22 protein-coding genes are annotated in these 23,211 nt (G+C 71.3%); 19 read left to right on the top strand and 3 right to left on the bottom strand.

Translation table 11 applies throughout. The features are described from left to right. Positions 1–183 precede the first annotated feature (183 nt). The 6 genes from ACQPXB_RS06300 (at position 184) to ACQPXB_RS06325 (ending at position 6,168) form a co-directional block, all read left to right on the top strand. Complete coding sequence (locus tag ACQPXB_RS06300; RefSeq protein ID WP_432850047.1) at positions 184–1,455, top strand: hypothetical protein; 1,272 nt, start codon at positions 184–186, stop codon at positions 1,453–1,455. After that, on the top strand, positions 1,449–2,084 hold the full coding sequence (locus ACQPXB_RS06305; RefSeq protein WP_432850049.1) for a DUF4129 domain-containing protein: 636 nt from the start codon (positions 1,449–1,451) through the stop codon (positions 2,082–2,084). The genes ACQPXB_RS06300 and ACQPXB_RS06305 overlap by 7 nt, the downstream gene beginning before the upstream one ends. Then, on the top strand, positions 2,081–3,223 hold the full coding sequence (locus ACQPXB_RS06310) for a DUF4350 domain-containing protein (protein ID WP_432850051.1): 1,143 nt from the start codon (positions 2,081–2,083) through the stop codon (positions 3,221–3,223). Before ACQPXB_RS06305 ends, ACQPXB_RS06310 begins: the two co-directional genes overlap by 4 nt. Then, entirely contained in the window at positions 3,220–4,203 is a 984-nt protein-coding gene (locus ACQPXB_RS06315; protein WP_366575111.1) for an AAA family ATPase, read from the top strand. Before ACQPXB_RS06310 ends, ACQPXB_RS06315 begins: the two co-directional genes overlap by 4 nt. A gap of 3 nt (positions 4,204–4,206) precedes the next feature. Then, positions 4,207–5,499 (top strand): DUF58 domain-containing protein, encoded by a 1,293-nt coding sequence (locus ACQPXB_RS06320; RefSeq protein ID WP_432850053.1) that lies wholly within the window; start codon positions 4,207–4,209, stop codon positions 5,497–5,499. A gap of 90 nt (positions 5,500–5,589) precedes the next feature. Further along, positions 5,590–6,168 carry an RICIN domain-containing protein gene (locus ACQPXB_RS06325; protein ID WP_432850055.1) on the top strand — a complete coding sequence of 193 codons (579 nt, stop codon included), beginning with the start codon at positions 5,590–5,592 and terminating at the stop codon, positions 6,166–6,168. A 197-nt stretch (positions 6,169–6,365) separates the two neighbouring features. Here the strand turns inward: ACQPXB_RS06325 and ACQPXB_RS06330 are convergent, their stop codons facing one another. Beyond that, positions 6,366–7,370: a stage II sporulation protein M gene (locus tag ACQPXB_RS06330; protein WP_432850057.1), complete on the bottom strand. Its 1,005-nt coding sequence runs from the start codon at positions 7,368–7,370 to the stop codon at positions 6,366–6,368. Between the two features lie 152 nt (positions 7,371–7,522). On the opposite strand from ACQPXB_RS06330, the gene ACQPXB_RS06335 reads away from it, so the two are divergent. The 13 genes from ACQPXB_RS06335 to ACQPXB_RS06395 all read left to right on the top strand — a co-directional run bounded on the left by ACQPXB_RS06335 (position 7,523) and on the right by ACQPXB_RS06395 (position 22,261). Then, positions 7,523–8,542, top strand: coding sequence for an RDD family protein (locus tag ACQPXB_RS06335; protein WP_432850059.1), 1,020 nt, complete (start codon positions 7,523–7,525; stop codon positions 8,540–8,542). A gap of 3 nt (positions 8,543–8,545) precedes the next feature. Beyond that, entirely contained in the window at positions 8,546–9,232 is a 687-nt protein-coding gene (locus tag ACQPXB_RS06340; protein WP_366575101.1) for a DUF2207 domain-containing protein, read from the top strand. After that, positions 9,225–10,790, top strand: a complete 1,566-nt coding sequence (locus tag ACQPXB_RS06345; protein WP_432850061.1) for a DUF2207 domain-containing protein — start codon at positions 9,225–9,227, stop codon at positions 10,788–10,790. The genes ACQPXB_RS06340 and ACQPXB_RS06345 overlap by 8 nt, the downstream gene beginning before the upstream one ends. A 10-nt stretch (positions 10,791–10,800) precedes the next feature. After that, positions 10,801–12,099, top strand: coding sequence for a M16 family metallopeptidase (locus tag ACQPXB_RS06350; RefSeq protein WP_386946799.1), 1,299 nt, complete (start codon positions 10,801–10,803; stop codon positions 12,097–12,099). Continuing rightward, positions 12,096–13,472, top strand: a complete 1,377-nt coding sequence (locus ACQPXB_RS06355) for a M16 family metallopeptidase (RefSeq protein ID WP_432850064.1) — start codon at positions 12,096–12,098, stop codon at positions 13,470–13,472. Before ACQPXB_RS06350 ends, ACQPXB_RS06355 begins: the two co-directional genes overlap by 4 nt. Next, entirely contained in the window at positions 13,469–14,476 is a 1,008-nt protein-coding gene (gene nudC, locus ACQPXB_RS06360) for an NAD(+) diphosphatase (RefSeq protein ID WP_432850066.1), read from the top strand. Before ACQPXB_RS06355 ends, nudC begins: the two co-directional genes overlap by 4 nt. 154 nt (positions 14,477–14,630) lie before the next feature. After that, on the top strand, positions 14,631–14,999 hold the full coding sequence (locus ACQPXB_RS06365; RefSeq protein ID WP_432850068.1) for a hypothetical protein: 369 nt from the start codon (positions 14,631–14,633) through the stop codon (positions 14,997–14,999). A 493-nt stretch (positions 15,000–15,492) separates the two neighbouring features. Then, positions 15,493–16,734 carry an ROK family transcriptional regulator gene (locus ACQPXB_RS06370; RefSeq protein ID WP_432857327.1) on the top strand — a complete coding sequence of 414 codons (1,242 nt, stop codon included), beginning with the start codon at positions 15,493–15,495 and terminating at the stop codon, positions 16,732–16,734. A 20-nt stretch (positions 16,735–16,754) separates the two neighbouring features. Further along, positions 16,755–18,131: an extracellular solute-binding protein gene (locus ACQPXB_RS06375; protein ID WP_432850070.1), complete on the top strand. Its 1,377-nt coding sequence runs from the start codon at positions 16,755–16,757 to the stop codon at positions 18,129–18,131. Beyond that, entirely contained in the window at positions 18,128–19,111 is a 984-nt protein-coding gene (locus tag ACQPXB_RS06380; protein ID WP_432850072.1) for a carbohydrate ABC transporter permease, read from the top strand. Before ACQPXB_RS06375 ends, ACQPXB_RS06380 begins: the two co-directional genes overlap by 4 nt. Next, positions 19,108–19,992, top strand: coding sequence for a carbohydrate ABC transporter permease (locus tag ACQPXB_RS06385; RefSeq protein ID WP_432850074.1), 885 nt, complete (start codon positions 19,108–19,110; stop codon positions 19,990–19,992). Before ACQPXB_RS06380 ends, ACQPXB_RS06385 begins: the two co-directional genes overlap by 4 nt. Further along, complete coding sequence (locus tag ACQPXB_RS06390) at positions 19,989–21,254, top strand: 6-phospho-beta-glucosidase (protein WP_432850076.1); 1,266 nt, start codon at positions 19,989–19,991, stop codon at positions 21,252–21,254. Before ACQPXB_RS06385 ends, ACQPXB_RS06390 begins: the two co-directional genes overlap by 4 nt. After that, positions 21,251–22,261 (top strand): N-acetylglucosamine kinase, encoded by a 1,011-nt coding sequence (locus tag ACQPXB_RS06395; RefSeq protein ID WP_432850078.1) that lies wholly within the window; start codon positions 21,251–21,253, stop codon positions 22,259–22,261. The genes ACQPXB_RS06390 and ACQPXB_RS06395 overlap by 4 nt, the downstream gene beginning before the upstream one ends. A 98-nt stretch (positions 22,262–22,359) precedes the next feature. On the opposite strand, the gene ACQPXB_RS06400 is transcribed toward ACQPXB_RS06395, so the two are convergent. Together ACQPXB_RS06400 and ACQPXB_RS06405 are read right to left on the bottom strand one after the other, a co-directional pair. Then, complete coding sequence (locus ACQPXB_RS06400) at positions 22,360–22,869, bottom strand: SRPBCC domain-containing protein (protein ID WP_354871544.1); 510 nt, start codon at positions 22,867–22,869, stop codon at positions 22,360–22,362. Further along, positions 22,866–23,192, bottom strand: a complete 327-nt coding sequence (locus tag ACQPXB_RS06405; RefSeq protein ID WP_386946808.1) for an ArsR/SmtB family transcription factor — start codon at positions 23,190–23,192, stop codon at positions 22,866–22,868. The genes ACQPXB_RS06400 and ACQPXB_RS06405 overlap by 4 nt, the downstream gene beginning before the upstream one ends. Positions 23,193–23,211 lie beyond the last annotated feature (19 nt).

Below are 23,211 nucleotides of genomic sequence, written 5' to 3' on the forward strand. Positions count from 1 at the left end.
GTCTCGGCACGGGCCGGGCGGCCCCCGGCTTCCGTTCAGCATATCGGGGGAACGGGGGCCGTACGCAGCGCTCGTGCCGACGCCGTCACCCGACCCGGGTGTCACCCCAGGTCTGGCCCGGTTTGGGCGCCTCTGGAAGAGTGAGCGGCAGCAAGTGACGGGTCGTGAGTACGAGGGGCTTCGATGACAGACACACCCGGTTCGCCGGGGTCCGGCGCGCCCGACGACGACGCGCCCACCCCGAGCCAGGGTTTCCAGCGCCCCGAACCGACCAGCCCTGACCAGACCGGCGCCTCCGCGTCCGGCACTCCTGGTTCCACCGCTCCTGGGTCCAACAGCGCGCAGCCCGAAGGCGCGCGACAGACGCCGGGCACCGACGGCGTTCCGCAGCAGCCCCAGACCCCGCAGACCCCGCCGCCCGGCTGGCAGTCGCCGGGCGGGCAGACGCCGGCGTCCGGTGGCCAGTGGCAGTCGCCCGGTCAGCAGTACGGGCAGCCGATGCCGCAGTACCCCGGCGGCGCCTACGGGCAGCAGGGCGGCTGGACTCCGCACGGCCTCGGCAAACCCGGTGTGATCTCGTTGCGCCCGCTCAACGTCGGCGACATCCTCGACGGCGCGATCACCGCCATCCGCCGCTACCCGGTGCTGATCCTGGGCACCTCGGCGGTCATCGCGGTGATCGTGGCGGGCCTGACCCTCATCGTGCAGCTGGTGGTGCAGCCCGACCTCAACCGCGTCGCGACGCTCGGCCCGGCCGCCACGCAGCAGGAAGCGCTCGACGCGATGTACAACGTGCTGGGCAGCACCGCGTTGTCGCTGATCCCGGCGCTGATCATCACGCTGCTCGGCCAGACGTTCCTCACCGGCTTCCTCACGGTCGTGATGGGCAAGGCCGTGCTCGGCCGCCCGGTCGACTTCCGCTCGGCCATGCAGGAGGTCACGCCGCGGCTGCTGCCGTTGCTGGGCCTCACGATCCTGTACGGGCTGGCCACCATGGTCGCCGCGATCTTCTGCCTGCTGCCGGCCGTGATCCCGTACGTGTTCTGGGCGCTCGCGAGCCCCGCGCTGGTGCTGGAGCGCGGCACGATCCGCCAGGCCTTCGGCCGTTCACGCACGCTCGTGTCGGGCGCGTTCTGGCGCGTGCTCGGCATCCTGCTGCTCGCCGCTGTGATCGGCTGGCTGATCACAGCGATCATCGGCATCCCGTTCGACCTGGGCTCCGGCGCGTTCTCGGGCCTGTTCGACCCGCAGGCCACGGCGCCGGTCCAGACCACCGGCGGCCTGGTGCTGAGCGCGGTGGGCTCGGTGATCGCGAGGACGATCGTCGCGCCGTTCATCGCGCTGGTCACGGTGGTCCTCTACATCGACCAGCGGATGCGCCGCGAGGGCATGGACATCGAGCTGGCGCGGGCCGCGGGCCTCAACCCGCCGCCGGCGCCGCGGCAGGCGTGGTGACGTTCCTGCTCACCGACGTCCCGGTCGACATCGACCGGGACCCGGCCCGCCTGCGAGCGATCCAGGAGCTGAGCGACCCGGCGTACGCGGCCGCGCGACCCGGGTTGCTGCAGCGGGTCGCGCAGTGGCTCGGCGAGAAGTTCAGCGAACTGCTGAACAGCCTGTCCGGGGTGCCGGGCGGGCCGTTGGGGCTGCTGCTGATCATCGGGCTCCTGATCGTGCTGATCGTGGTGGTGCGGCTGCGTGCCGGGAAGGTCGGGCGCGCGGCGCAGGCGGCGCGGCAGGTCTTCTCGGGCCGTCGCCGCAGCGCCGCGGAGTACCGGAAGGCGGCCGAACAGGCGGCCGCGCAAGGACAGTTCGCCGACGCCGTGCGTGAGCGGTTCCGCGCGATCGTGCGGGGTCTCGAAGAACGGGCGCTGCTCGACTCGCGGTCCGGTCGCACGGCCGACGAAGCCGCTGCTGAAGCGGGCGCGCTGCTGCCGGACCTCGCCGCGGGGCTCGCGCTGGCCGCGCGGCACTTCGACGACGTGCACTACGGGGGCCGGCCCGGCACCGAAGCCGCGTACCTCTCCGTGACCGCGGTCGAAGACCGGGCCCGCTCCGCGCGGCCGGTGCTGGTGGGCGCGTGACGAGCACTTCGGTTTCGCCCGATCTGCGGCGCATCTGGCGCGGCGTGCGCGTTCCACTCGCGCTCCTGCTGCTGATCGTGCTCGCCGGGCTCGTGCTCGTGCTCAGCCGCGGCGACCAGACGAGCGGCGAGCTCGAACCGGGTTCCTACGAACCGAACGGCAGCCACGCGCTTTCCCACCTGCTGCAGGAAGAAGGCGTAGACGTCCACCCCGTCCACACCATCGCCGAGGCGCTGGCGCAGGTCGACGGCGGCACGCTCGTGATCACCGCGCCGGACCGGGTGCCGGGCGACGGGCTCGTGGACCTGCGCCGCCGCGTCGCGCACCTCGTGCTGCTGGCGCCGGGTCCGGAGGCACTGTCCAAAGTGCTCCCGACGGTGAGCGCCGTCGGCAGCGGCGACGTCGCCACGCTCGACCCCGGCTGCACAGTCGGCGCGGCCGTCGGCGCGGGACCCGCCACGCTCGGCGGCACGCGCTTCCGCACCGACGACCCCGAAGCCCGCCAGTGCTACCGCGACGGCTCGGCGCCGACGTTCGTTCAGGTCGCCGACCGTTCGGGCACCGTCACGGTGCTCGGCACGGGCGCGCCGCTGACCAACGACCGTCTCGCCGACGAAGGCAACGCCGCGCTCGGCATGCGGCTGCTGGGCGACCACCAGCGGCTCGTCTGGTACGTGCCGTCGCCCGCGGATCCCGCGCTCGGCGGCGGGCAGAAGTCCTTCTACGAGCTCATCCCGCCCGGCTGGCGCTACGGCGCCTTCACGGCCGGGATCGCCGTGGTACTGCTGGCTTTGTGGCGTGCACGCCGCCTCGGCGCGGTGGTGACCGAACCGTTGCCGATCGTGGTGCGGGCGGCGGAAACGGCCGAGGGCCGCGCGCGGCTGTACCGCCGGGGCGGCGCGGCCGGGCACGCGGCGGAGACGCTGCGGGAAGCGGCCCGCGCGCGGCTGCGCACGACGCTCGGCTTGCCGCGCGACGCCGAAGCGGCCGCGGTCGTGGAGACGGTGAGCGCGCGCACGGGCCGCAACCCGGCCGAGGTCGGCGGCGTGCTCTACGGTTCGCCCCCGGCCGACGAAGCCGGGCTGGTCCGGCTGGCGGACGAACTGGACAGCGTGGAACGAGAGGTGGAGCGGTCTTGAGTACCGAACAGACGCAGGCGCCGAATCAGGCTCAAGACGCGCGAGCGGCCCTGATCGCCCTGCGCGCCGAGGTCGGCAAGGCCGTGGTCGGCAACGACGCGGCCGTCACCGGGCTCATCCTGGCGCTGCTCTGCCGCGGCCACGTGCTGCTGGAGGGCGTGCCCGGCGTCGCGAAGACGTTGCTGGTGCGGGCTCTGGCGGCCTCGCTCGACCTGAAGACCACGCGGGTGCAGTTCACGCCCGACCTGATGCCGGGCGACGTCACGGGTTCGCTCGTGTACGACGCGCACAGCGGCGAGTTCTCGTTCCGCGAGGGCCCGGTGTTCACGAATCTGCTGCTGGCCGACGAGATCAACCGCACGCCGCCGAAGACGCAGTCGTCTCTGCTGGAGGCGATGGAGGAGCGGCAGGTCTCGATCGACGGCACGCCGCGGCCGTTGCCCGATCCGTTCATGGTCATCGCGACGCAGAACCCCGTGGAGTACGAGGGCACCTACCCGCTGCCGGAGGCGCAGCTGGACCGGTTCCTGCTCAAGCTCACGATGCCGGCGCCCTCGCGTGAGGACGAGATCGGCATCCTCTGGCGTCACGCGCAGGGCTTCGACCCGCGTGACCTCGCCGCCGCGGGCCTGCGTCCCGTCGCCGGCGCCGAGCAGCTCGCGACCGCGCGCCAGGCCGTGGCGCGCGTGACGATCGGGCCCGAGGTGATCGGTTACGTCGTGGACCTGTGCCGCGCGACGCGGGAGCTGCCGGCCGTGCGCATCGGCGTTTCCCCGCGTGGCGCAACGGCTTTGCTCGCCGTCACGCGCGCGTGGGCCTGGCTCGCCGGCCGCGACTACGCGACGCCGGACGACGTGAAGGCGCTGGCCCGGCCCGCGTTGCGGCACCGGCTCGACGTGCGGCCCGAGGCCGAGCTCGAGGGCGTGACCGCCGACGGGGTCCTCGACCGGGTGCTGGCCTCCGTGCCGGTGCCGCGCTGAGCGGTGGCCCTCACCGGGCGGCTCGGGCTGCTGGCGCTGCTGGGTGCGCTGGTGGTCGGGCTGCTGTTCCCGTCCGCGACCGGCGTGCTCGGCGTCGTCGTGGTGCTGCTCGTGCTGGTGGCCGTGGACCTGCTGCTCGCCGGCAGCGTGCGTGCGCTGCGGTTTTCGCGCAGTGGCACCACTTCCGTGCGCCTCGGCGAGCCGGCCGAGGTCACGCTGACCGTCACGAACCCGGGCCGGCGCGCGGTGCGCGGGCTGCTGCGCGATGCGTGGCCGCCGAGCGCGGGCGCCGACGACCGGCACCGGATTTCCGTGCCACCGGGCGAACGACGGGTCTTCACCACCGCGATGCTGCCCACTCGCCGCGGCGACCGCGTGGCGTTCCGCGTGACCGTGCGCGCGGCGGGACCGCTCAGGCTCGCGGCGCGCCAGGGTTCGCACGAGGTGCCGTGGTCGGTGCGCGTGCTGCCGCCGTTCCACAGCCGCAAGCACCTGCCGTCCCGGCTGGCGCGGCTGCAGCAGCTCGACGGTCGCAGCGCCGTGATGATCCGCGGCCAGGGCACGGAGTTCGACTCCTTGCGCGAATACGTCGCCGGCGACGACGTCCGCTCCATCGACTGGCGCGCCACGGCCCGCGCGGCCGACGTGATGGTCCGCACCTGGCGTCCGGAACGCGACCGGCACGTGGTGCTCGTTCTCGACACGGGCCGCGTCTCCGCCGGCCGCGTCGGCGACGCACCCCGCCTCGACGCCGCCATGGACGCCGCGCTGCTGCTGGCCGCCTTGGCCTCCCGCGCCGGCGACCGCGTCGACCTGCTGGCCTACGACCGCCGCGTGCGCGCCGCCGTGCCGGGCTCGTCGGCCACGACGTTGCTGCCGTCGCTCGTGAACGCCATGGCGCCACTCGAACCGTCCCTCGTCGAGACCGACTCCCGCGGCATGGTCGCCGAAATCCTCCAGCGCACCCGCCGCCGCGCCCTGGTCGTACTCCTGACGGGCCTCGACGCGGCACCGCTGGAGGAGGGCCTGTTCCCCGTGCTCAGCTCCCTGACCTCCCGGCACCAGGTGATCGTCGCGTCCGTGGCCGACCCGCGCGTCGCCGAGATGGCCGCGGGCCGCGGCGACGCCGAAGCCGTCTACGACGCCGCCGCTGCCGAGCGCACCCTGGCCGAACGCGCCTCCGTCACCGCCCGCCTGGGCCGCCGCGGCGTCGACGTGGTGGACGCCGTGCCGGAGGACCTGCCCCCGGCGCTGGCGGACCGGTACCTGGCGCTGAAGGCCGCCGGCCGGCTGTAGGGGATCCGGCACTCGATGGAGTGGCTTCCCTTGGTGCCGCGCACTCCCTGCTGTTAAGCCGGAAGCAACTTCGGCTCCGAGGGAGTGCGCGTGCGTCGGCTGGTGTTCGTGGTGGTACTGCTGCTGTTCGTCGGATCGGGCGCGGTCGCTGAGGCGGCCGACGGCGCGCCCGTGTACCTCGCCGACGGTGGGGGCACGGTCTCCCTCGCCGCCGCCGGCGGCAAGGTGCAGCTGGCCGACGCGAAGGACCCCGGCGCGGCCTGGACGTACGACAAGGCCTCCCAGCACTACCGCAATGTCGCGAGTGGACAGTGCCTCACCGCGCAGAGTCCGGTCGACGGCGTGGGCGTGCTGCCGGCCGCGTGTGCCGACGGGGACCACCGGCAGCAGTGGCGCCGTGTCGCGGGCAACCCGGGGCTGGTGACGATCGCGAACGTCGCGACCGCGCGTTGCCTCACCGCCGAGGCGCCGACGCCGGGCGCGCGGCTGTACCAGGAAGTCTGTTCGCTGCCGGGCCTGTCCAACGCGTGGGCCGCGGGCGGCCGCACGCTCGCCATCCTGTCCGGCAACGGCCAGCACCTGGCCACGAAAGACCCCGCGAGCCCGTTCGTGGTGCGGGTGATCGGCGACAACGGCCAGCCGGCGCCCGACGTGCCCGTGACCTTCTAAGTCCACGCCGCCCGGGCGCAGAACGTCCTGGTCTTCGAAGGCGGCAAGGAAACCGCGCAAGCCAAGACTGGCGCCAACGGGGAAGCCACGAGCCCCAAGCTCGTCCTCACCGACCCCGGCGAGTTCGACATCCGCTTCACCGGCAGCGCCACCCTCGACGACGGCAACTCCATCGCCTTCGAGGGCAGCTGCCTCTGCTAACCCGCCTCGGGCAGCGCGTCGCCGGTGTAGCGGCGGTCGAGGTCGCCCAGCTCGCCGTCGCGCGCGGCGCGGCGGCCGAGGGTGAAGACGTAGGTCAGGAACAGCAGCTCGACGACCGCGCCGATGCCGACGCGCACCCACGTCGGCCAGCCCGAAGGCGTCACGAAGGCTTCGATCACGCCGGACACCAGCAGCACGCACGCCAGCCCCAGCGCGATCACGACCACGGACCGCCCCTGTTCGGCCAGCGCGGTGCTGCGCGAGCGGCGGCCGGGGTCGATCACGGTCCAGCCGAGCTTCAGGCCGGTGCCCGCGGCGATGAACACGGCCGTGAGCTCCAGCAGGCCGTGGGGCAGCAGCAGGCCGAGCAGCACGTCGCCGCGGCCGGCCGAGGACATCAGGCCGATGGCGATGCCCGCGTTGAGCGAGTTGAGCCACAGCGCGCTGATCACGGGCAGGCCGAGCGCGACACCCAGGAACAGGCAGGTCGCGGCCACCCAGGCGTTGTTCGTCCACACCTTCGCGGCGAACGAGCTCGCCGGCCCGGTCGAGTAGTACGTCTCGTACTGGCCGCCGGGCGTCGTCATGGCCTTGATCTCATCGGGCGAGACCAGCGCCGAACGCACGGACTCGTCGCCCGCGATCCACACGCCGAGCACGGCCATCACGACCACCGACGCCAGCGCGGCGGGGATCCACCAGCGCCGGCTGAGGTACACCGCGGCCGGGAACCGGCGGGTGAAGAACAGCGCGACCTCGCGCCACGCCGGGCTGTGGGAGCCGGTGACGGCCGAACGGCCCCGCGCGACCAGCGTCGACAGCCGCGCCAGCAAGGCCGGTTCGGGCGCCGTCGAGCGGATGATCGACAGGTGCGTCGCCGTGCGCTGGTAGAGCGTCACGAGCTCGTCGGCCTCGGCCCCGGACAGCCTGCGCTGCCGCACGAGCTCGCCGAGCCGGGCCCACTCCGCACCGTGCGCCGCGACGAAGACGTCGACGTCCACCCGATCACCTCCTGGAACACCAGCCTAGGGCTCACCGCGCCGTGACTGTTGCCGATCCGGCCACAGTCACGGCGGAAGCGCCGCGACATACTGGCGGCGCTCGGTCGGGTATTCGCCTGCTTTCGGGCCGGACCGCCAACTAGGCTGGCCCGGTGCAGGAAGAGTCCGATCTCGTCACCGGTGAGGCCGTGGTCCTCGACCTTCGGGTGGCCAAGCTCGCCAGCCGCGGCGTCGCGATGTTGCTCGACGTGCTGGTGCAGGGCGCGCTCCTGCTGATCGTCGTGGTCACCGTGACCCTGACCTCGTCCGATCTCGACCCGGCGCTCACGATCGCGCTGCTGCTGTCGGTGTTCGTGCTGATCGTGATCGGCTACCCGGTGCTGTTCGAGACGCTGACGCGCGGCAGGTCGCTCGGCAAGATGGCGCTCGGCCTGCGCGTGGTCCGGCTCGACGGCGGCCCGATCCGCTTCCGCCACGCCCTCACCCGCGCGCTCGCCGGCTTCTTCGTCGACTTCTGGGCGCTCGGGTTCCTGGGCGCGGTGGCCGTGATCGTGTCGCTGAGCTCGTCGAACGGCCGCCGCGTCGGCGACTACCTGGCGGGCACGCTCGTGATCCGCGAACGCGTGCCGCAGAGCGCGCAGGCCTACGTCGCCATGCCGCCGGGCCTCGAGGACTGGGCCGCACAGCTCGACCTCAGCCGCCTGCCCGACGACCTGGCGCTCGCCGCACGCCAGTACCTCAACCGCTTCCACGAGCTGCGCCCCGACGCCGCCCACGCGCTCGGCCAGGGCCTCGCCGACCAGACGGCCCACGCCGTGGGGGTGGCGGTGCCACACGGGATGCCGGCGTGGGTGTTCCTCTCGGCGGTGCTGGCGGAACGGCGCAACCGCGACCAGGCGCGGCTGGCGCAGCAGGTGTACGCGGGGCCGCCACCGGCTTACGCGGGGCCTCAGCCGGCCTATCAGCAGACTCAGCCGCAGCCGTTCCAGCAGCAGCCGCCTTCCCAGCAGTTGCAGCCGGTCGTCCAGCAGAGCCAGCAGCAGTTCCAGCCGACGGCCCAGCAGACCCAGTCCCAGCACTCCCCACCGTCAACGGCCGAGCAGCCCCAACCGGCCCAAGAGCCCCAGGCGACGGCCCCGCAGCCGGAGAACCCCTTCACCCCGCCGAGCTGACCCGTGCTCCTCGAACTCGCCACGGCGCTCGCCGGGCTCACCGCCGACGTCACCGCCACGGCTCACCCCGACGGTTCCGTCACGGTCACCGAACAGGTCACCACGGCCACCCCCGCCACCCACCGCATCGCCCTGCGCGTGGCCACGACCGACGACGAGGACCGCGTCTACACCGTCCGCGACGCCCGCCTCACCGGCTCCGGCCACCTCGACGAGAACTCCGACGGCCTCGTCGCGACCTACACCGGCCCCGCCACCCTGTCGTACACAGTGGACGGTGCCGTCGCCGACGGCGGGCAGCTGCGCTGGCAGGTCACGGGCGGCTGGGACCAGGACCTCACTCGCCTGACCACGGCGTTCAGCGCCCCCGGAATCTCCACTGTGGACTGCTACGCCGGCGCCATCGGCTCGGCGCGCCACTGCACGTTCTCCGAGCTCGGCGCCGGCGGCATCGCCCGCGTCGAGCAGGACGGCCTGCGCCCCGGCGAGCGCGTGGACCTCGCGGTCGCGATCCCGCCCGGCGTGCTGCCCGTGAACGCCCGGTTCGTCGCGGTCTCCCCGGTCGCCGAGTTCTTCAAAGGGCCGGGCATTCCGGTGCTCGCCCTCGTCCTGCTGCTGATCGCCGCCGTGCCGACGTGGCTGCACCGCCGTCGCGGCAAGAACCGCATCGAGGTGCTCAGCCGTGGTTAGCCTCCGCAGGTTCGCCGTCGTCCTGGCGATCCCGGCCCTGGTCCTCGCCGCCGCCCCGGCCCAGGCCCAGGACCTGCCCGCCCTGCCGCAAAGCGCCGAGGTCACGCTCAAACTCCAGCGCGACGGCAGCCTCTCGGTGACCGAGGCTGTCTCCGTCCCGGCCGGCACCACGATGACGCGCACCCTCCCGCTGCGCACGTCCGCCGACGCCGGCCACGACCGCGTGCTCACCGTGCGCGACCTCAGCATCGAGGGCGCCGGCAGCGCGCAGACCACGGACGACCAGATCGTCGTCGACCTGCGTGGCGGAACTTCGGTGGTGCGCTACACCGTCGTCGGCGCTGTCGGCCGCTCGCTCGGCGTCGAGCACCTGACGTGGGACCTCGCCGGCGGCTGGGACACCCGTCTGGAGCTGCTGCGCGCGACCTTCGCCGCGCCGAACCTGCCCGACGCCGTGACCTGCCTCGCGGGCCCGCCCGGCTCCGCCACCCCGTGCGGCGCCGCGCAGCTCGACCACTCCGGGCTCACGCGCGTCTCGGTGTCGAAGCTGGCGCCGGGCGACCGCGTGGAGCTCACCGCGGAACTGCCCGCCGGCACCGCGCCCACGACCGAGCAGCTGGTGCCCGCGAAGTCCGTGGCCGGCGCCTTCCTCGTCACCGCACCGATCCTGGCCGCGTGGCTCGCCTTGGCGGTGCTCGTCCTCGCCGGCCTCGTGACGGTGCCGGTCCTGCGCCGTCGCGACCGGGCCGCCGCGCTCCCGGTCCGCCTCGAAGCCGACGGCCAGTTCTCCTCACCCCAGGGTGTGCTGCCCGGCCACGTCGGGTTCCTGCTCACCGGCCGCACCGACGACCTCGACGTCGCCGCGACCGTGCTCGACCTCTGGGTGCGCAACTACCTGTGGGTCAGCGAAGACGGGGAAGAAGGCTGGACGCTCCACCGCCGCAACCCGCCCGACGAGTACCTCACTGCCTTCGAACGGACGGTCTACGAAACCGCCGTCCCCGGCGACTCGGCGCTGCTGGCCACCATCACGCCGGACATCGAGGACGAACTGCGCACGGCCGTCGTCCGCCGCGGCTGGCTCACCCGCCGGCCGGCCCTGCTGGCCAAGATCGCCGTCCGCCTCTGCTTCTACGGCGTCTTCCTCACTGCCCTGCTCGCCTTCACCGCCGGCTACGCGCAGCTCGGCCTGGTCGTGGTCGCCACCGGTGCCGCGCTCGGCCTTTTCACGCAGTGGCTGCCGCCGCGCACCCAAGACGGCAGCCTCCTGCGCGACCAACTCCTGGGCCTGCGCACCGAACTGGCCAACCCGGCCGAAGTCACGGAACTCATCTTCTCCCGCGCCCTCCCGTACGCCCTCGCGCTGGGCGAAACCGACCAGTGGCTCGGCACACTCGCGGCACCGGATTGTTCGCTTCAGGCGTACTGGTTCGGCGCTCCCGCCACACCTGCCCGGACCAGCGCTTTCCTGGCCGCGCTCGGCGCCGCGACGACGAGCGCGCGCCACACGCTGGGAGCGGTGCCACCAGCCGAGCCGAGGGTCGGGTCCTCTGCGTAGGGTGGGGGGCATGGCCGATCCCGAGCTCGTCCGTTTCACTATTGACAACGGTCTGCGCGTGGTGCTCGCCCCGGACCCGACCGCGCCTGTTGTCGGGGTCAGCGTGCACTACGACGTGGGCTTCCGTTCCGAGCCGGAGGGGTTGACGGGTTTCGCGCACCTCTTCGAGCACTTGATGTTCCAGGGCAGTGAAAGCCTGGAGAAGCTGGCCCACTTCCGCCACGTGCAGTCGAGCGGCGGGACCTTCAACGGGTCCACCCACCCCGACTACACCGACTACTACGAGGTGCTGCCGTCCGCGGCCCTCGAGCGCGCGCTGTTCCTCGAAGCCGACCGCATGCGCGCCCCGAAGCTGACGGCGGAGAACCTGGCGAACCAGATCGAGGTCGTCAAGGAGGAGATCCGCCTCAACGTGCGCAACCGTCCGTACGGCGGGTTCCCCTGGATCCTCCTGCCGCCGGTGCTGTACTCGACGTTCGCCAACGCCCACGACGGCTACGGCGCGTTCGAGGACCTCGAAGGCGCGACGCTGGACGACTGCGCCGCCTTCTTCGACACCTACTACTCGCCGGCCAACGCGGTGCTCACCGTCGCCGGCGACTTCGAGGTGGAGAACGCCAAGGCGCTCATCCAGAAGCACTTCGGCGACGTGCCGCACCGGCCCGCGCCGGTCCGCCCGTCGTTCGCCGAGCCGCTGCCCACCACGGAGCTGCACGGCGAGCACGAGGACGCGCACGCGCCGCTGCCCGCGATCGCCGTGGGCTACCGCATGCCCGACCCGATCAACGACCTCGACGGTTACCTCGCGTACCTCGTGCTGGCCGGCGTTCTCACCGACGGTGACGGCTCCCGTCTGCAGCAGCGCCTGGTGCACCGCGAGCCGCTGGTGGTCGACATCGGTGCCGGTGCGGGGCTGTTCGGCCCGTTCGAGGCGCGCGACCCCGACACGTTCACGATCACCGCGATCCACCCGCCGGACGTGGAGCGCGAGCGCGTGCTGGCCGCCCTCGACGAGGTGCTGGACGAGCTCGCGACGACGCCGCCGGACGAGCAGGAGCTCAAGAAGGTGACCGCGCGCTGGGCCGCGAGCCTGCACTCGGAACACGACCGGCTGGTGTCGCGCACGCTGGCGCTGGGTGCGTTCGAGCTGCTCTACGGCGACGCGTCGCTGGTGCACCGGCTCGCCGACCGCATGTCGGCGGTCACCGGCGAAGCCGTGTCGGCCGCGGCGAAGGCGCTGCGCCCCGACGCGCGCGCCGTGCTCGTCGTGAAGCCCGCCGCCAACACCGAAGGGATCGAAGAGCAGTGACTTCGGCAACGCATCGCAGCGCGCAGGAGATCGGCCGCACGTCGACCGGTCCGCGCCCGCTGCCCCCGCTGGGCGAGCAGCGCGCCGCCACCGACCTGTCCCACGTGGACACCACGCTGAGCAACGGCCTGCGCGTGCTGGCCGTGCGCAAGGCTTCGGTGCCGCTGGTGGAGGTGCGGCTGTGGATCCCGTTCGCGGGTGAGGACGCGCTGCACCCGGCCACCGCGGAGGTGCTGGCCGAGACGCTGCTCACCGGCACGGCGAAGCGCGACCGCGTGGAGATCGACGCCGAGCTGGCGCTGATCGGCGGCGACCTCGGCGCCGGCGTGGACCCGGAACGCCTGTACCTCAACGGTTCCGCGCTCTCCGATGGCCTGCCGACGCTGCTGGACGTGCTCGGCGACGTGCTCACCGGCGCCACCTACGGCGAGCCCGAGGTGACCCGCGAACGCGAGCGGCTGATCGAGCGCATCGCGGTGTCGCGCACGCAGCCGCGCACGATCGCGCGGGAAGCGTTGCAGAAGCAGCGCTACGGCGATCACCCCGTCACGCGTGAGGTCCCGCAGGCCGACGATGTGGCCGTCGTGACGCCGGAGCAGGTGCGGGCGCTGCACGCGGCTTCGGTGCTGCCGCGCGGTTCCGTGCTGGTCATCGTGGGCGACATCGACCCCGACGCGGTGCCGGCCGAGCTCGAACGCGCACTCGGTGGCTGGGTTTCGGACCGTTCGGCTCTCGTGCTGCCGCCGCTGCCGGAGCTGACCGGCGGCAACGTGCTGCTGGTGCCGCGCGCCGGCGCCGTGCAGTCGCAGATCCGGCTTTCGGCGCAGACGGTGGCGCGCACGCACCCGTCGTACCCGGCGCTGCAGATGGCGAACCTGGCGTTCGGCGGGTACTTCTCCTCGCGGCTGGTCGAGAACATCCGTGAGGACAAGGGTTACACCTACGGCGCCCACTCCGGCTTCGAGTTCACCGGCGACAACGCGGTGGTGAACGTCGACGCCGACACGGCCAACGAGGTCACCGCCGCCGCGCTGCTCGAAACGCGCTACGAGCTGGCGCGCCTCGGGCTCGTGCCGCCGACGGCCGAGGAGGTGGAGTCGGTGCGCCAGTACGCGATCGGCTCGCTGCTCACCTCGACGTCGTCGCAGTCGGGCCTCGCCGGGCAGCTGATGGCGCTGGCGACCGCGGGCCTCGGCGTCGAATGGCTGCAGGAGCACCCGGCGCGGCTCGCGGCCGTGACGGGGGAGCAGGTGGCCGAGGCGGCGCTGGAGTACTTCGCGCCCAAGCGGTTCACGGGCGTGGTGGTCGGCGACGCGGAGCTGCTCGCGCCGAAGCTGACCGCGCTGGGCGACGTGACGGTGGGTTCGGAGTGACCGTCCCTTTCGAACTGGCGGCACTGCCGACCCTGTCGCGGTCCACTGTGGACCGTCAGGAGACGTTGCGCACCAACCCGGAACGCCTGATCTCGAAGTGGTCCGAAGCCCGCGTGGTGCTGCTCGACGACACCGGCCGCACGCCGGTCGTCGAGGGCAGCTCTTCGCTGGCCGCTCGCAAAGCCGTTGATTTCGGCACGGAACCCCCGGCCGACGCGGTGTTCCTCGGCGAGTGGGAGGACACCGACTACTGGTCCCTGCCCGGCCGCCCCGAGGGCGACGCGGAAACCGTGCAGATGGCCGGCAGCTGGGGCGTCGTCGAAGAGGTGCCCCGGGTCGACGGCGAGATCTGGGTCGAGCTGCGCGGCTACGGCGACCAGCTGGACGACACGTCGGCCGGCCTGTTCACCACCGCGCAGGCCCTGCGCCACTGGCGGCGCCAGTCCCGCTTCTGCACCCGCGACGGCTCACCCACGAACCTGATCCAGTTCGGCTGGGCCAGCAAGTGCGAGGCCAAGGGCCACGAGGAGTACCCGCGCACCGACCCGGCCGTGATCTGCCTCGTGCACGACCAGGACGGCGTCAACGGCTCCCACGTGCTGCTCGCCCGCCAGCCGGTGTGGCCTGCCGGCCGCTACTCGGTGCTCGCCGGCTTCGTGGAGGCCGGCGAGTCCCTGGAGGGCTGCGTCTCACGGGAGATCCGCGAGGAGGTGGGCGCGGAGGTGTCGGACATCCGCTACCTGGGCAGCCAGCCCTGGCCCTTCCCCCGCTCGATCATGCTGGGCTTCACCGCCCGCGCCGACCGCTCCGCCCCACTGGTCCCCGCCGACGGCGAAATCGAGGAGGCCCTCTGGGTCTCCCGCGCCGAGGTCCGCGCCGCCTTCCACAACAGCGGCACGAACACCCCGACCCCCATCGCGGGCGGCGCTTCGGAGATCATCCTGCCCGGCAACTCGTCGATCGCCCGCGTGATGCTGAAAGCGTGGGCAGACGCGCAGGAGTGAGCTTCGGCTTGTCCGTGACAGGGCCCTTCCCGGCTTGAGCCGAGGAGGGCCTTTGTCGTTCGCCGTTGGGTTTTTCGCTGTCCCCGGTTTCCGGGACGGACGGCGTCCGGCGAGCCTCCGCCGACCGCGCTCTCCCGGTGCCAGCATGGGGCTCATGGACACCGTCGCCGTCCCGCGGAGCGTCGTCAGTGCGCTGAAGCAAGCCAGCATCACCGGAACAGCCACCGTGCTGATCGACCGATTCCGCACCACCGCCCGGGACGAGGTCGCCCGCCCGCCGGCCGCATTCGGCGAGGTCCTGGCGTGGCTGTGGCAGACCGATGCCGATGCCGCCGTGATCCACATCGCCGAGCTGATGAAGCAACTGCGCGAACACCATCCGCTCGCCCACGTCGTGACGCCGCCCGTCGGATTCGCTGAGCTCCTCGACGGCGTGCGCGAGTGCTTGCCCGCCGAATTCACCCAGGCCGACCTGCTGATCTCCTACACCCGCACCACGCTGGGCGACTTCTACGGCGGTTGATCGCCCCCCCGGCTTCGCACCGCACCCGAGGCCGACCCCCGTGGGCCGGTCGTGCCGGCGGACTCGGAAGTCGAAACTGGGCAAGCGGTTCGGCGGGTAGGGATCAGCTATCAGACGGCGAAACCGTGGCAGGGGCGGTGGTCGAGCGCGCTGGCCGGTTCGGGATGCTGCGGCACCCGCCCGACGGTTACGCACCTGGCTTGGCCCGTGACACCGGGGCCGCCAAGCTCGGGCCACGCCTGCTGCTCGCCGCCTAGCGCAGCTGTTGCAAACACCGCAACCGCTGCGGCCCCTCACCGGATACTTGCGACCGCACACGCTGAGCACTCACCCCATCACCTACCGCTGCGCCCGAAACCTCCCCGACTCGAAGTGTTACCCGCTCGTTCCGGATGACCATTGACGCGGTGTGGCCCCGCTCACTACAGTCGCCCGAAACCGTCTGTAAAGTATCCTAATTAAGGGGCCACGAGTGCGCGCCGGAAGTCCGCGGATGTTGCGCGAGATCAACGATCGCGCGGCGATCGAGGCGTTGTTGCGGGGTGGGCCGCTTACGAGGGCGGAGCTCGAGGTCGTGATCGGGCTGTCGAAGCCGGCCACGGCGCAGCTGTTGACGCGGCTGGAGCAGGACAACCTCGTGGGCAAAGCCGGCGAACGCGCGGGTGGCGGGCGCGGGCCGCGGGCGCAGTTGTGGGCCGTCAACGGCAGTCTCGCCCACGTCGCGGCCGTGGACCTCACGCCGCACGTCGCCGATTTCGTGATCGCGGACGTCGCGGGGACCGTCCAGGCCGAGTACCAGGTCGAGCTGCCTGTACACGAAGGCGCCGACGTGATCGGCACGTTCGGCAAGGCGCTCAAGCACGTCACCCGAAAAGCGGGCAAGAGCCTCGACGACCTGGCCAACGTCGTGATCGGCGCGCAGGGCGCGTTCGATCCGCGCACGGGCCTGCTCTCCTCCGCGCCGCACATCCCCGGCTGGCTCGGGTTCGACGTGCCCCGGAAACTCAGCGAAGAGCTCGGCATCGCCGTCACCATCGAGAACGACGTGAACCTGGTGGCCGTCGAGGAGATGACGGTCGGGAAAGCCCAGGACGTCGACGACTTCGTGATGGTCTGGCTTTCCGAAGGCGTCGGTGGCGCCGTGGTCATCGGCCGGCGGTTGCTGCGCGGCGCGACCGGCGGTGGTGGCGAGATCGACTGGATGCGCGTGCCCGATCCGGCCACTGTGGACACCGGCGACCGCTGGCCCGAGGCCGGCGCGCGCTTCGGCAACCTCGTCGACTCGCCCGCCATCGCCAGGCTCGCCCACGCTCACGGCCTGGCCGCGAAAACCGGCCCCGAAGCCGTCGAACAGGCGACAATCCAGAGCCACCAACGCTTCCTCGACGATCTGGCCCGCCGCGTCGCCGGCGGCCTCGCGAGCCTCGTCGCCGTGGCCGACCCGCAGCTCATCCTGCTTTCCGGCGACACGAGCCGGGCCGGCGGTGAGGAGTTCGCCGCGAGAGTCGCGACCAAGCTCCACGAACTGGTCCTGCCCCGCACCCCCGTCGCACTCGCTTCGGTGCAGGGCAACGCCGTGCGCGCGGGCGCGTTGCAGTCCGCGCTCGCCACCGCCCGTGAAGACGTCTTCGGCGTCGTCACCCCCACGCTCCGCGGGCCGAGCCGACCCGCAGAGGACACAGCGGGAGCGCCGCGCACGGCACTCCCGAGCTCTGCCCCGTCCCCGACCGAGTAACCACCATGAGGAGGAGGGTCATGGCCCCCACGACCCGCATCCGGAGGATCGCGCGAAGGCGTGGTTCTCTGCTGCTGTCCGCCGCGGCCGCCGCCACGCTGCTGGCGACCGCCGCGTGCGGCGCGGCCGCGCCGAGCGGCTCGGGCGACGCCGCCGCGCCGCCGAACAAGGACGACAAGCTCACCCTCACCGTGTACAGCAAGTTCACCGACCGCGAGTACGGCGTGGTCACGGCCGCGTTGAACAAGCTGAAGGCCAAGTACCCCAACATCACCATCAACCACGAGGGCAACCAGGACGACGACAAGCTCACGCAGTCGATCCGCGGCGGCAACCCGCCCGACGTGGCCATCTCCTTCTACACCGACAACCTCGGCGCGTGGTGCTCCACCGGCAGCTTCCAGGACCTCAAGCCGTACCTGGACCGCGACAAGATCGACGTGAACCAGATCCCGCAGGCGGTGCGCGACTACACGTCGTACCAGGGCAAGCGCTGCGCCATGCCGATGCTCGCCGACGTCTACGGCCTGTACTACAACAAGGACATGTTCGCGGCGCACGGCATCTCCTCGCCGCCGAAGACCACGACCGAACTGTTCGAGGACGCGAAGAAGCTCACCGAGTTCAACGCCGACGGCTCGATCAAGACGATGGGCTTCATCCCGTCGATGCCGTTCTACGCCAACCAGGCGCAGTACTGGGCCCCGAACTTCGGCGCGCAGTTCATCGGCCCGGACGGCAAGTCGTCGATCTCGTCCAGCCCCGGCTGGAAGGCGATGTTCGAGTTCCAGAAGAAGCTCATCGACTTCTACGGCGGCCACGACAAGGTCGAGAAGTTCAAGGCCGGCCTCGGCGACGAGTACTCCGCCGACAACGGCTTCCAGAAGGGCAAGCTGGCGATGATGTACGACGGTGAGTTCCGCACCGCGTTCATCAAGGACCAGACCCCGACGCTGAACTACGCCACCGCGCCCGCGCCGGTGCTCGACAGCATGGCCGACCACTACGGCGCCGGCTTCGCCACCGGCACGATCATCGCGATCCCCAAGGGTGCCAAGAACCCCGGCGCCGCGTGGGAGCTGATCAAGCAGGTCACGCTCGACACCGACACGCTCGTGGACATGGCCAACGGCCTCAAGAACGTGCCCAGCACCACGGCTTCGCTGTCCTCGTCGAAGCTCGACGCTCCGCCGCAGTTCAAGACGTTCCTCGACATCTACGGCAGCGGCAAGCTGGTCGCCAACCCGTCGACGCCGATCGGCGACGCCTTCCTCAAGGCGGTCAACGACTTCGCCGAGAAGTGGCAGGCCGGTTCGGTACCGGACCTCGACGCCGGCCTCAAGCAGGTCGACGCCCAGGTCAACGACGAGCTGGCGCAGAAGGGCGCCGGCGGATGACCTCCGTCCTAGAAGCCAAGACCCCGTCCGCACCCGCCAAGGTGCGGGCGGGGTCGGTCCGGGCCAAGCGCCGTCGCACGGTGTTCTACTTCATGGCGCCGGCGACGCTGGGGTTCCTGATCTTCTTCGGGTACCCGCTCATCGCCACGATCTACTACTCCTTCACCCGCTACGACCTGATCAATCCTCCACAGTGGATCGGGTTCGACAACTACGTGCGCATGTTCACCAGCGAGCCGCTGGTGAAGACGGCCGCGTACAACACGTTGTGGCTCGTGATCATCCTGACCATCTGCCGGGTGCTGTTCTCGCTCGGCGTCGCGTCGGTGATCTCGCGGCTGAAGTCGGGCGTCGGCCTGGTGCGCACGTTGTGCTACCTGCCCGCGCTCGCGCCGCCGGCCGCGGCGACGCTCGCGTTCGTCTTCGTGTTCAACCCGCAGTTCGGCCCGGTGAACCGGTTCCTGCACCTCGTGGGCATCGACGGCGGGCTGTGGTTCAACAGCCCCGTGATGTCGAAGCCCTCGCTCACCCTGCTGGCGCTGTGGGGTTCCGGCGAGCTGATGATCATCATCCTGGCCGCGCTGCTCGACGTGCCGGCCGAGCAGTACGAAGCGGCCGAACTCGACGGCGCCGGTCCGGTCCGCCGGTTCTGGCACGTGACGCTGCCCTCGATCTCGCCGGTGCTGCTGTTCGGCGTGGTCAACTCGATGATCTACGCGCTGCAGTTCTTCACCCAAGCGATCGTGGCCGCGTCCGCCTCGGCGGGCACAGCCGACGTCGCCGGGAACTCGAAGCTGATCGGCGCACCCGAGAACTCGACGCTGACGTATCCGATCTGGCTGTACGTGCAGGGTTTCCGCTACTTCAACATGGGTTACGCGGCGGCGATGGCCGTGCTGCTGTTCATCGTGTCCGCGGCGTTCACGTGGGTGCTGGTTCGGCAGCTGCGTAAATCCCAGCACCAGGAGGAGGGCGCATGACCACCATTTCGGCCCCAGCACCCGCACCGGCGCCGCCCCGCGTCCAGTTCAAGCGTCGTTGGGACAAGCGGCTGGGCTTCATCGCGACGCACGCCATCGGCATCGCGCTCGGTGTGATCTTCGTGCTGCCGCTGCTGTTCGTGTTCCTCACCGCGGTGATGAAGAGCGACCAGGCGATGACGTCGAGCCTGTGGCCCACGGAATGGCACTTCGAGAACTTCGTCGAAGTGTTCAGGAAAGCACCGCTGCTGGAGTACTTCGGCAACAGCCTGCTCTACTCGTCTCTCGCGACGATCGGCGCGCTCGTGTCCGCCATCCCGGCGGCGTACGGCCTCGCGAAGCTCAAGTGGCGCGGCCAGAACTTGTTCTTCATGCTCACGGTGGCCGCGATGATGCTGCCTCCGCAGGTCACGGTCGTGCCGCTGTACGACCTGTGGGTGCGGATGGGTCTCACGGGCACTCTCGTTCCGCTGATCGTGCCGTACTTCTTCTTCGACGCGTTCTCGATCTTCCTGCTGCGCCAGTTTTTCCTTACCATCCCCAAGGATTACCTGGAAGCGGCGAAGATCGACGGCTGCAACGAGTTTCGCGCGATGACCCGGGTGCTGCTGCCGATGGCCCGCCCCGGGATCGCGGCCACCGCGATGTTCTGTTTCCTGTTCACCTGGAACGACTACTTCGGACCGCTGCTCTACACCGGCGAGAACCAGGACAACTGGCCGCTTTCGCTGGCCATCGCCTCGTTCCGCGGCATGCACCACGTGGAGTGGAACCTCACGATGGCCGCGACCGCGCTGATCATGGCGCCGGTGATCGTGCTGTTCGTGTTCGCGCAGAAGTCGTTCGTCAAGGGCATCACGTTCACGGGAGTCAAGGGATGAAGCTGGCAGTCGTCGGTGGCGGGTCCACCTACACGCCGGAGCTGGTCGACGGCATCGCGGGCCGCAGGTCCACTTTGGATGTCGACGAGATCGTGCTGATCGACCCGGACGCCTACCGCGTGGAGACCGTCGGGGGGTTCAGCCGGCGGCTGCTCGACCACGCCGGGCACCCGGCGCGGGTGCGCACCACCGCGAACCTCGAGGAAGGCGTCGAGGGCGCTTCGGCCGTGCTCATCCAGCTGCGGGTGGGCGGGCAGAAGGCGCGGGCGTCGGACGAGACGTTCCCGCACGCGTGCGGCTGCGTCGGCCAGGAGACCACGGGCGCGGGCGGCCTCGCCAAGGCCCTGCGCACGGTGCCGGTGGTGCTCGACATCGCCGAACGCGTGCGCAAGGTCGCGGGTGACGACACGTGGATCGTGAACTTCACGAACCCGGTCGGCATCGTCACGAGGGCGCTGCTGCAGGAGGGCCACCGCGCGGTGGGGCTGTGCAACGTCGCGATCAACCTGCAGCGGAAGTTCGCCAAGCTGCTGGGCGCGTCGACCGACGACGTGCGGCTCGTCCACACGGGACTCAACCACCTGAGCTGGGAACGCGGCGTGCTCGTCGACGGTGTCGACCGGCTGCCCGAGCTGCTGGACCAGCACGCGGAGTTCCTGGGTGAGGAGGTGACCGCGCCCGTCGAGTGGATGCGCCGGATGAACGCCGTGCCGTCGTACTACCTGAAGTACTACTACTCGCACGACGCGCAGGTGGCCAAGCAGCTCACCGAGCGGCCGCGCGCCGAGGTGGTGAGCGACGTCGAGGAAGAGCTGCTGAAGATCTACCTCGACCCGGAGCAGGTCACCAAGCCAGACTCGCTGGAGAAGCGCGGCGGTGCGTACTACTCGGAGGCCGCCGTGCAGCTCGTGCACGCGTTGACGGCGGGCGGGCCGGCCGAGGAGCACGTGGTGAACGTGCGCAACGACGGCACGTTCTCCTTCCTGCCCGACGACGCCGTGATCGAGGTCTCGTCCACTGTGGATTCCGAGGGTGCCCGCGCGATTCCCCAGCCGACGGTGGAGCCGCGCTTCGCCGGCCTCATCGCCGCGGTGACGGCCTACGAGAACCTCGCGCTCGAAGCCGCCGTGAAGGGCGGACGCGACCGCGTGGCCGACGCGCTGCTGGCCCACCCGCTCATCGGCCAGTACCCGAAGGCCGACCAGCTGGCCGACTCCCTCGTGTCGATCAACCGCGATTTCCTGCCGTGGGCGCGCGGATGAGCGAAGCCGGACCCGCGGTCGTCGCGATCGACGGGGGGAACAGCAAGACCGAGGTGCTCGTGGTGTCGCGCGAAGGCGGCGTGCTCGCCGAATCGCGCGGCCCGGGCGCCTCACCGCAGAACATCGGCGTCGACGGCTGCGTCGCGGCGTTGGAGACGTTGGTGCTGTCGGCCTTGACGTCGGCGGGTTTGCCGACGACGCGGCCGTTCGGCGTGCACACGTCGGCTTACCTCGCGGGCCTGGATTTCCCGCGTGAGGAAACGGCGCTGCATGCCGCGTTGTTCGCGCGCGGCTGGAGCTCCACCCTGCACGTGGGCAACGATGTGCTCGCCCTGCTGCGTGCGGGCAGCTCCGACGGCACCGGCGTGGCCGTGGTGTGCGGCGCCGGGATCAACGGCGCCGGCGTCGGCCCGGACGGGCGCGTGCACCGCTTTCCCGCGCTGGGCAAGATCTCCGGTGACTGGGGCGGCGGGTACCGCCTCGGTGAGGAAGCCTTGTGGTGGGCCGTGCGCGCGGAGGACGGCCGCGGGCCGTCCACGGCATTGCAGGCGGCGGTGTCGGGCTTCTTCGGTGTTTCGCGGGTGTTCGACGTGGTGCAGGGCCTGCACTTCAAGGAGATCGACTCCGCCCGGATCCACGGCCTGTGCCCGCTGCTGTTCGACGTCGCCGCCGCCGGCGACGAGGTCGCGCAGCAGGTCGTGACGCGGTTCGTGGAGGAGGTCAGCGTGTTCGCCGCCGTGATCCTGCGGCGGCTCGACCTGACCCAGTCGGCGCCGGAGGTCGTGCTCGGCGGGGGAGTGCTGACGGGCGTCGGCCCGTCGGTGATCTCGGAGATCGAGCGGCGCTGCCTGAAGGTGGCTCCGCGGGCGGTGGTGCGCGTGGTCGACGTGAACCCGGTCGTCGGCGCAGCCCTGTTCGGCCTCGACGAGCTGGGCGCCTCCCCGGCGGCCAAGGCCGCCCTCAAGGCGGCCACTCAACGCGCCCCAATGTGGCGTTCGGTGCGTTGAGCGCACCCGATGCGGCGTTCGGTGCGTTGAGCGCACCCGATGCGGCGTTCGGTGCGTTGAGCGCAACGAACGCCGCATTGGGGCGCTGGGGCCGGGCCTCAGCCGACGATGTTCTTCCCGGTCTCCAGCACGGACTTGAGGTCGGACAGCACCCAGGCCCAGCCGCCACCGGCGTTCTCGCCCGGACCGGCGTCGACGTTCTCCATCGCCCCCGACACCAGTGCCGCGTGTCCGGGCGCGCCCGTGACGTCGTGGGTCACGGTCAGTCTGGTGCCGGCGGTCTTGGTTTCCTCGATGTCGTAGGTGAGCGTGGTGTAGGGCTCCGCGACGAGGCTGGGGTCCATCAGCAGCTTCCACGTGATCACGAGCTTGCGCGGCGGGTCGGACTCGAGCACCTCGCCGTCCAGCAGGTCACTCGTGAAGCCCGCGTCGATGAACTCCTGCGTCGGCTTGGTGCGGTGCTTGCCGCCCGTCTTGAGGTCGAACTCGGCCAGCCCGGAGTACCCGTACTTCTGCGTCCACTCCGGCTTGGTGATCGCGTCCCAGATCGCCTGCGGCGTCGCCTTGATGTACACGCGGTTGACCTGCACGGTCTTGGTCTCGGTCATTTCGGTGGCTCCCTCTCCAGATCGGTCTTGAGCTCCATCAGCGCCGACACGTGGCGCTCGGTGTACTTGTCGATCCACCGGTCGTGGATCTCCCGGATCGGCACGGGGTTGAGAAAGTGGAGCTTCTCCCGCCCCTCCTTGCGCGTGACGACGAGACCGGCCTCCTCGAGCAGCTTGAGGTGCTTCATCACCCCGAACCGCGTCATGTCCACTTCGGACTCCAGCTCCGTGAGCGTGCGGCCGTCACGCTCGAACAGCCGGTCCAGCAGGCCCCGGCGGGTCGGATCCGCCAGCGCCTTGAACACCAGGTCATCGTCAGGCACTCGCCGAGAATAGGTGACC

Origin of the sequence: Amycolatopsis sp. CA-161197 (assembly GCF_050942255.1) — a bacterium.
Taxonomy (GTDB): Bacteria; Actinomycetota; Actinomycetes; order Mycobacteriales; family Pseudonocardiaceae; genus Amycolatopsis.

Coding starts and splice junctions, on each gene's coding strand:
- ACQPXB_RS06300 (WP_432850047.1), top strand. CDS start 184: ATGACAGACACACCCGGTTCGCCGGGGTCCGGCGCGCCCGACGACGAC.
- ACQPXB_RS06350 (WP_386946799.1), top strand. CDS start 10,801: ATGGCCGATCCCGAGCTCGTCCGTTTCACTATTGACAACGGTCTGCGC.
- ACQPXB_RS06365 (WP_432850068.1), top strand. CDS start 14,631: ATGGACACCGTCGCCGTCCCGCGGAGCGTCGTCAGTGCGCTGAAGCAA.
- ACQPXB_RS06370 (WP_432857327.1), top strand. CDS start 15,493: ATGTTGCGCGAGATCAACGATCGCGCGGCGATCGAGGCGTTGTTGCGG.
- ACQPXB_RS06375 (WP_432850070.1), top strand. CDS start 16,755: ATGGCCCCCACGACCCGCATCCGGAGGATCGCGCGAAGGCGTGGTTCT.
- ACQPXB_RS06380 (WP_432850072.1), top strand. CDS start 18,128: ATGACCTCCGTCCTAGAAGCCAAGACCCCGTCCGCACCCGCCAAGGTG.
- ACQPXB_RS06385 (WP_432850074.1), top strand. CDS start 19,108: ATGACCACCATTTCGGCCCCAGCACCCGCACCGGCGCCGCCCCGCGTC.
- ACQPXB_RS06390 (WP_432850076.1), top strand. CDS start 19,989: ATGAAGCTGGCAGTCGTCGGTGGCGGGTCCACCTACACGCCGGAGCTG.
- ACQPXB_RS06395 (WP_432850078.1), top strand. CDS start 21,251: ATGAGCGAAGCCGGACCCGCGGTCGTCGCGATCGACGGGGGGAACAGC.
- ACQPXB_RS06400 (WP_354871544.1), bottom strand. CDS start 22,869: ATGACCGAGACCAAGACCGTGCAGGTCAACCGCGTGTACATCAAGGCG.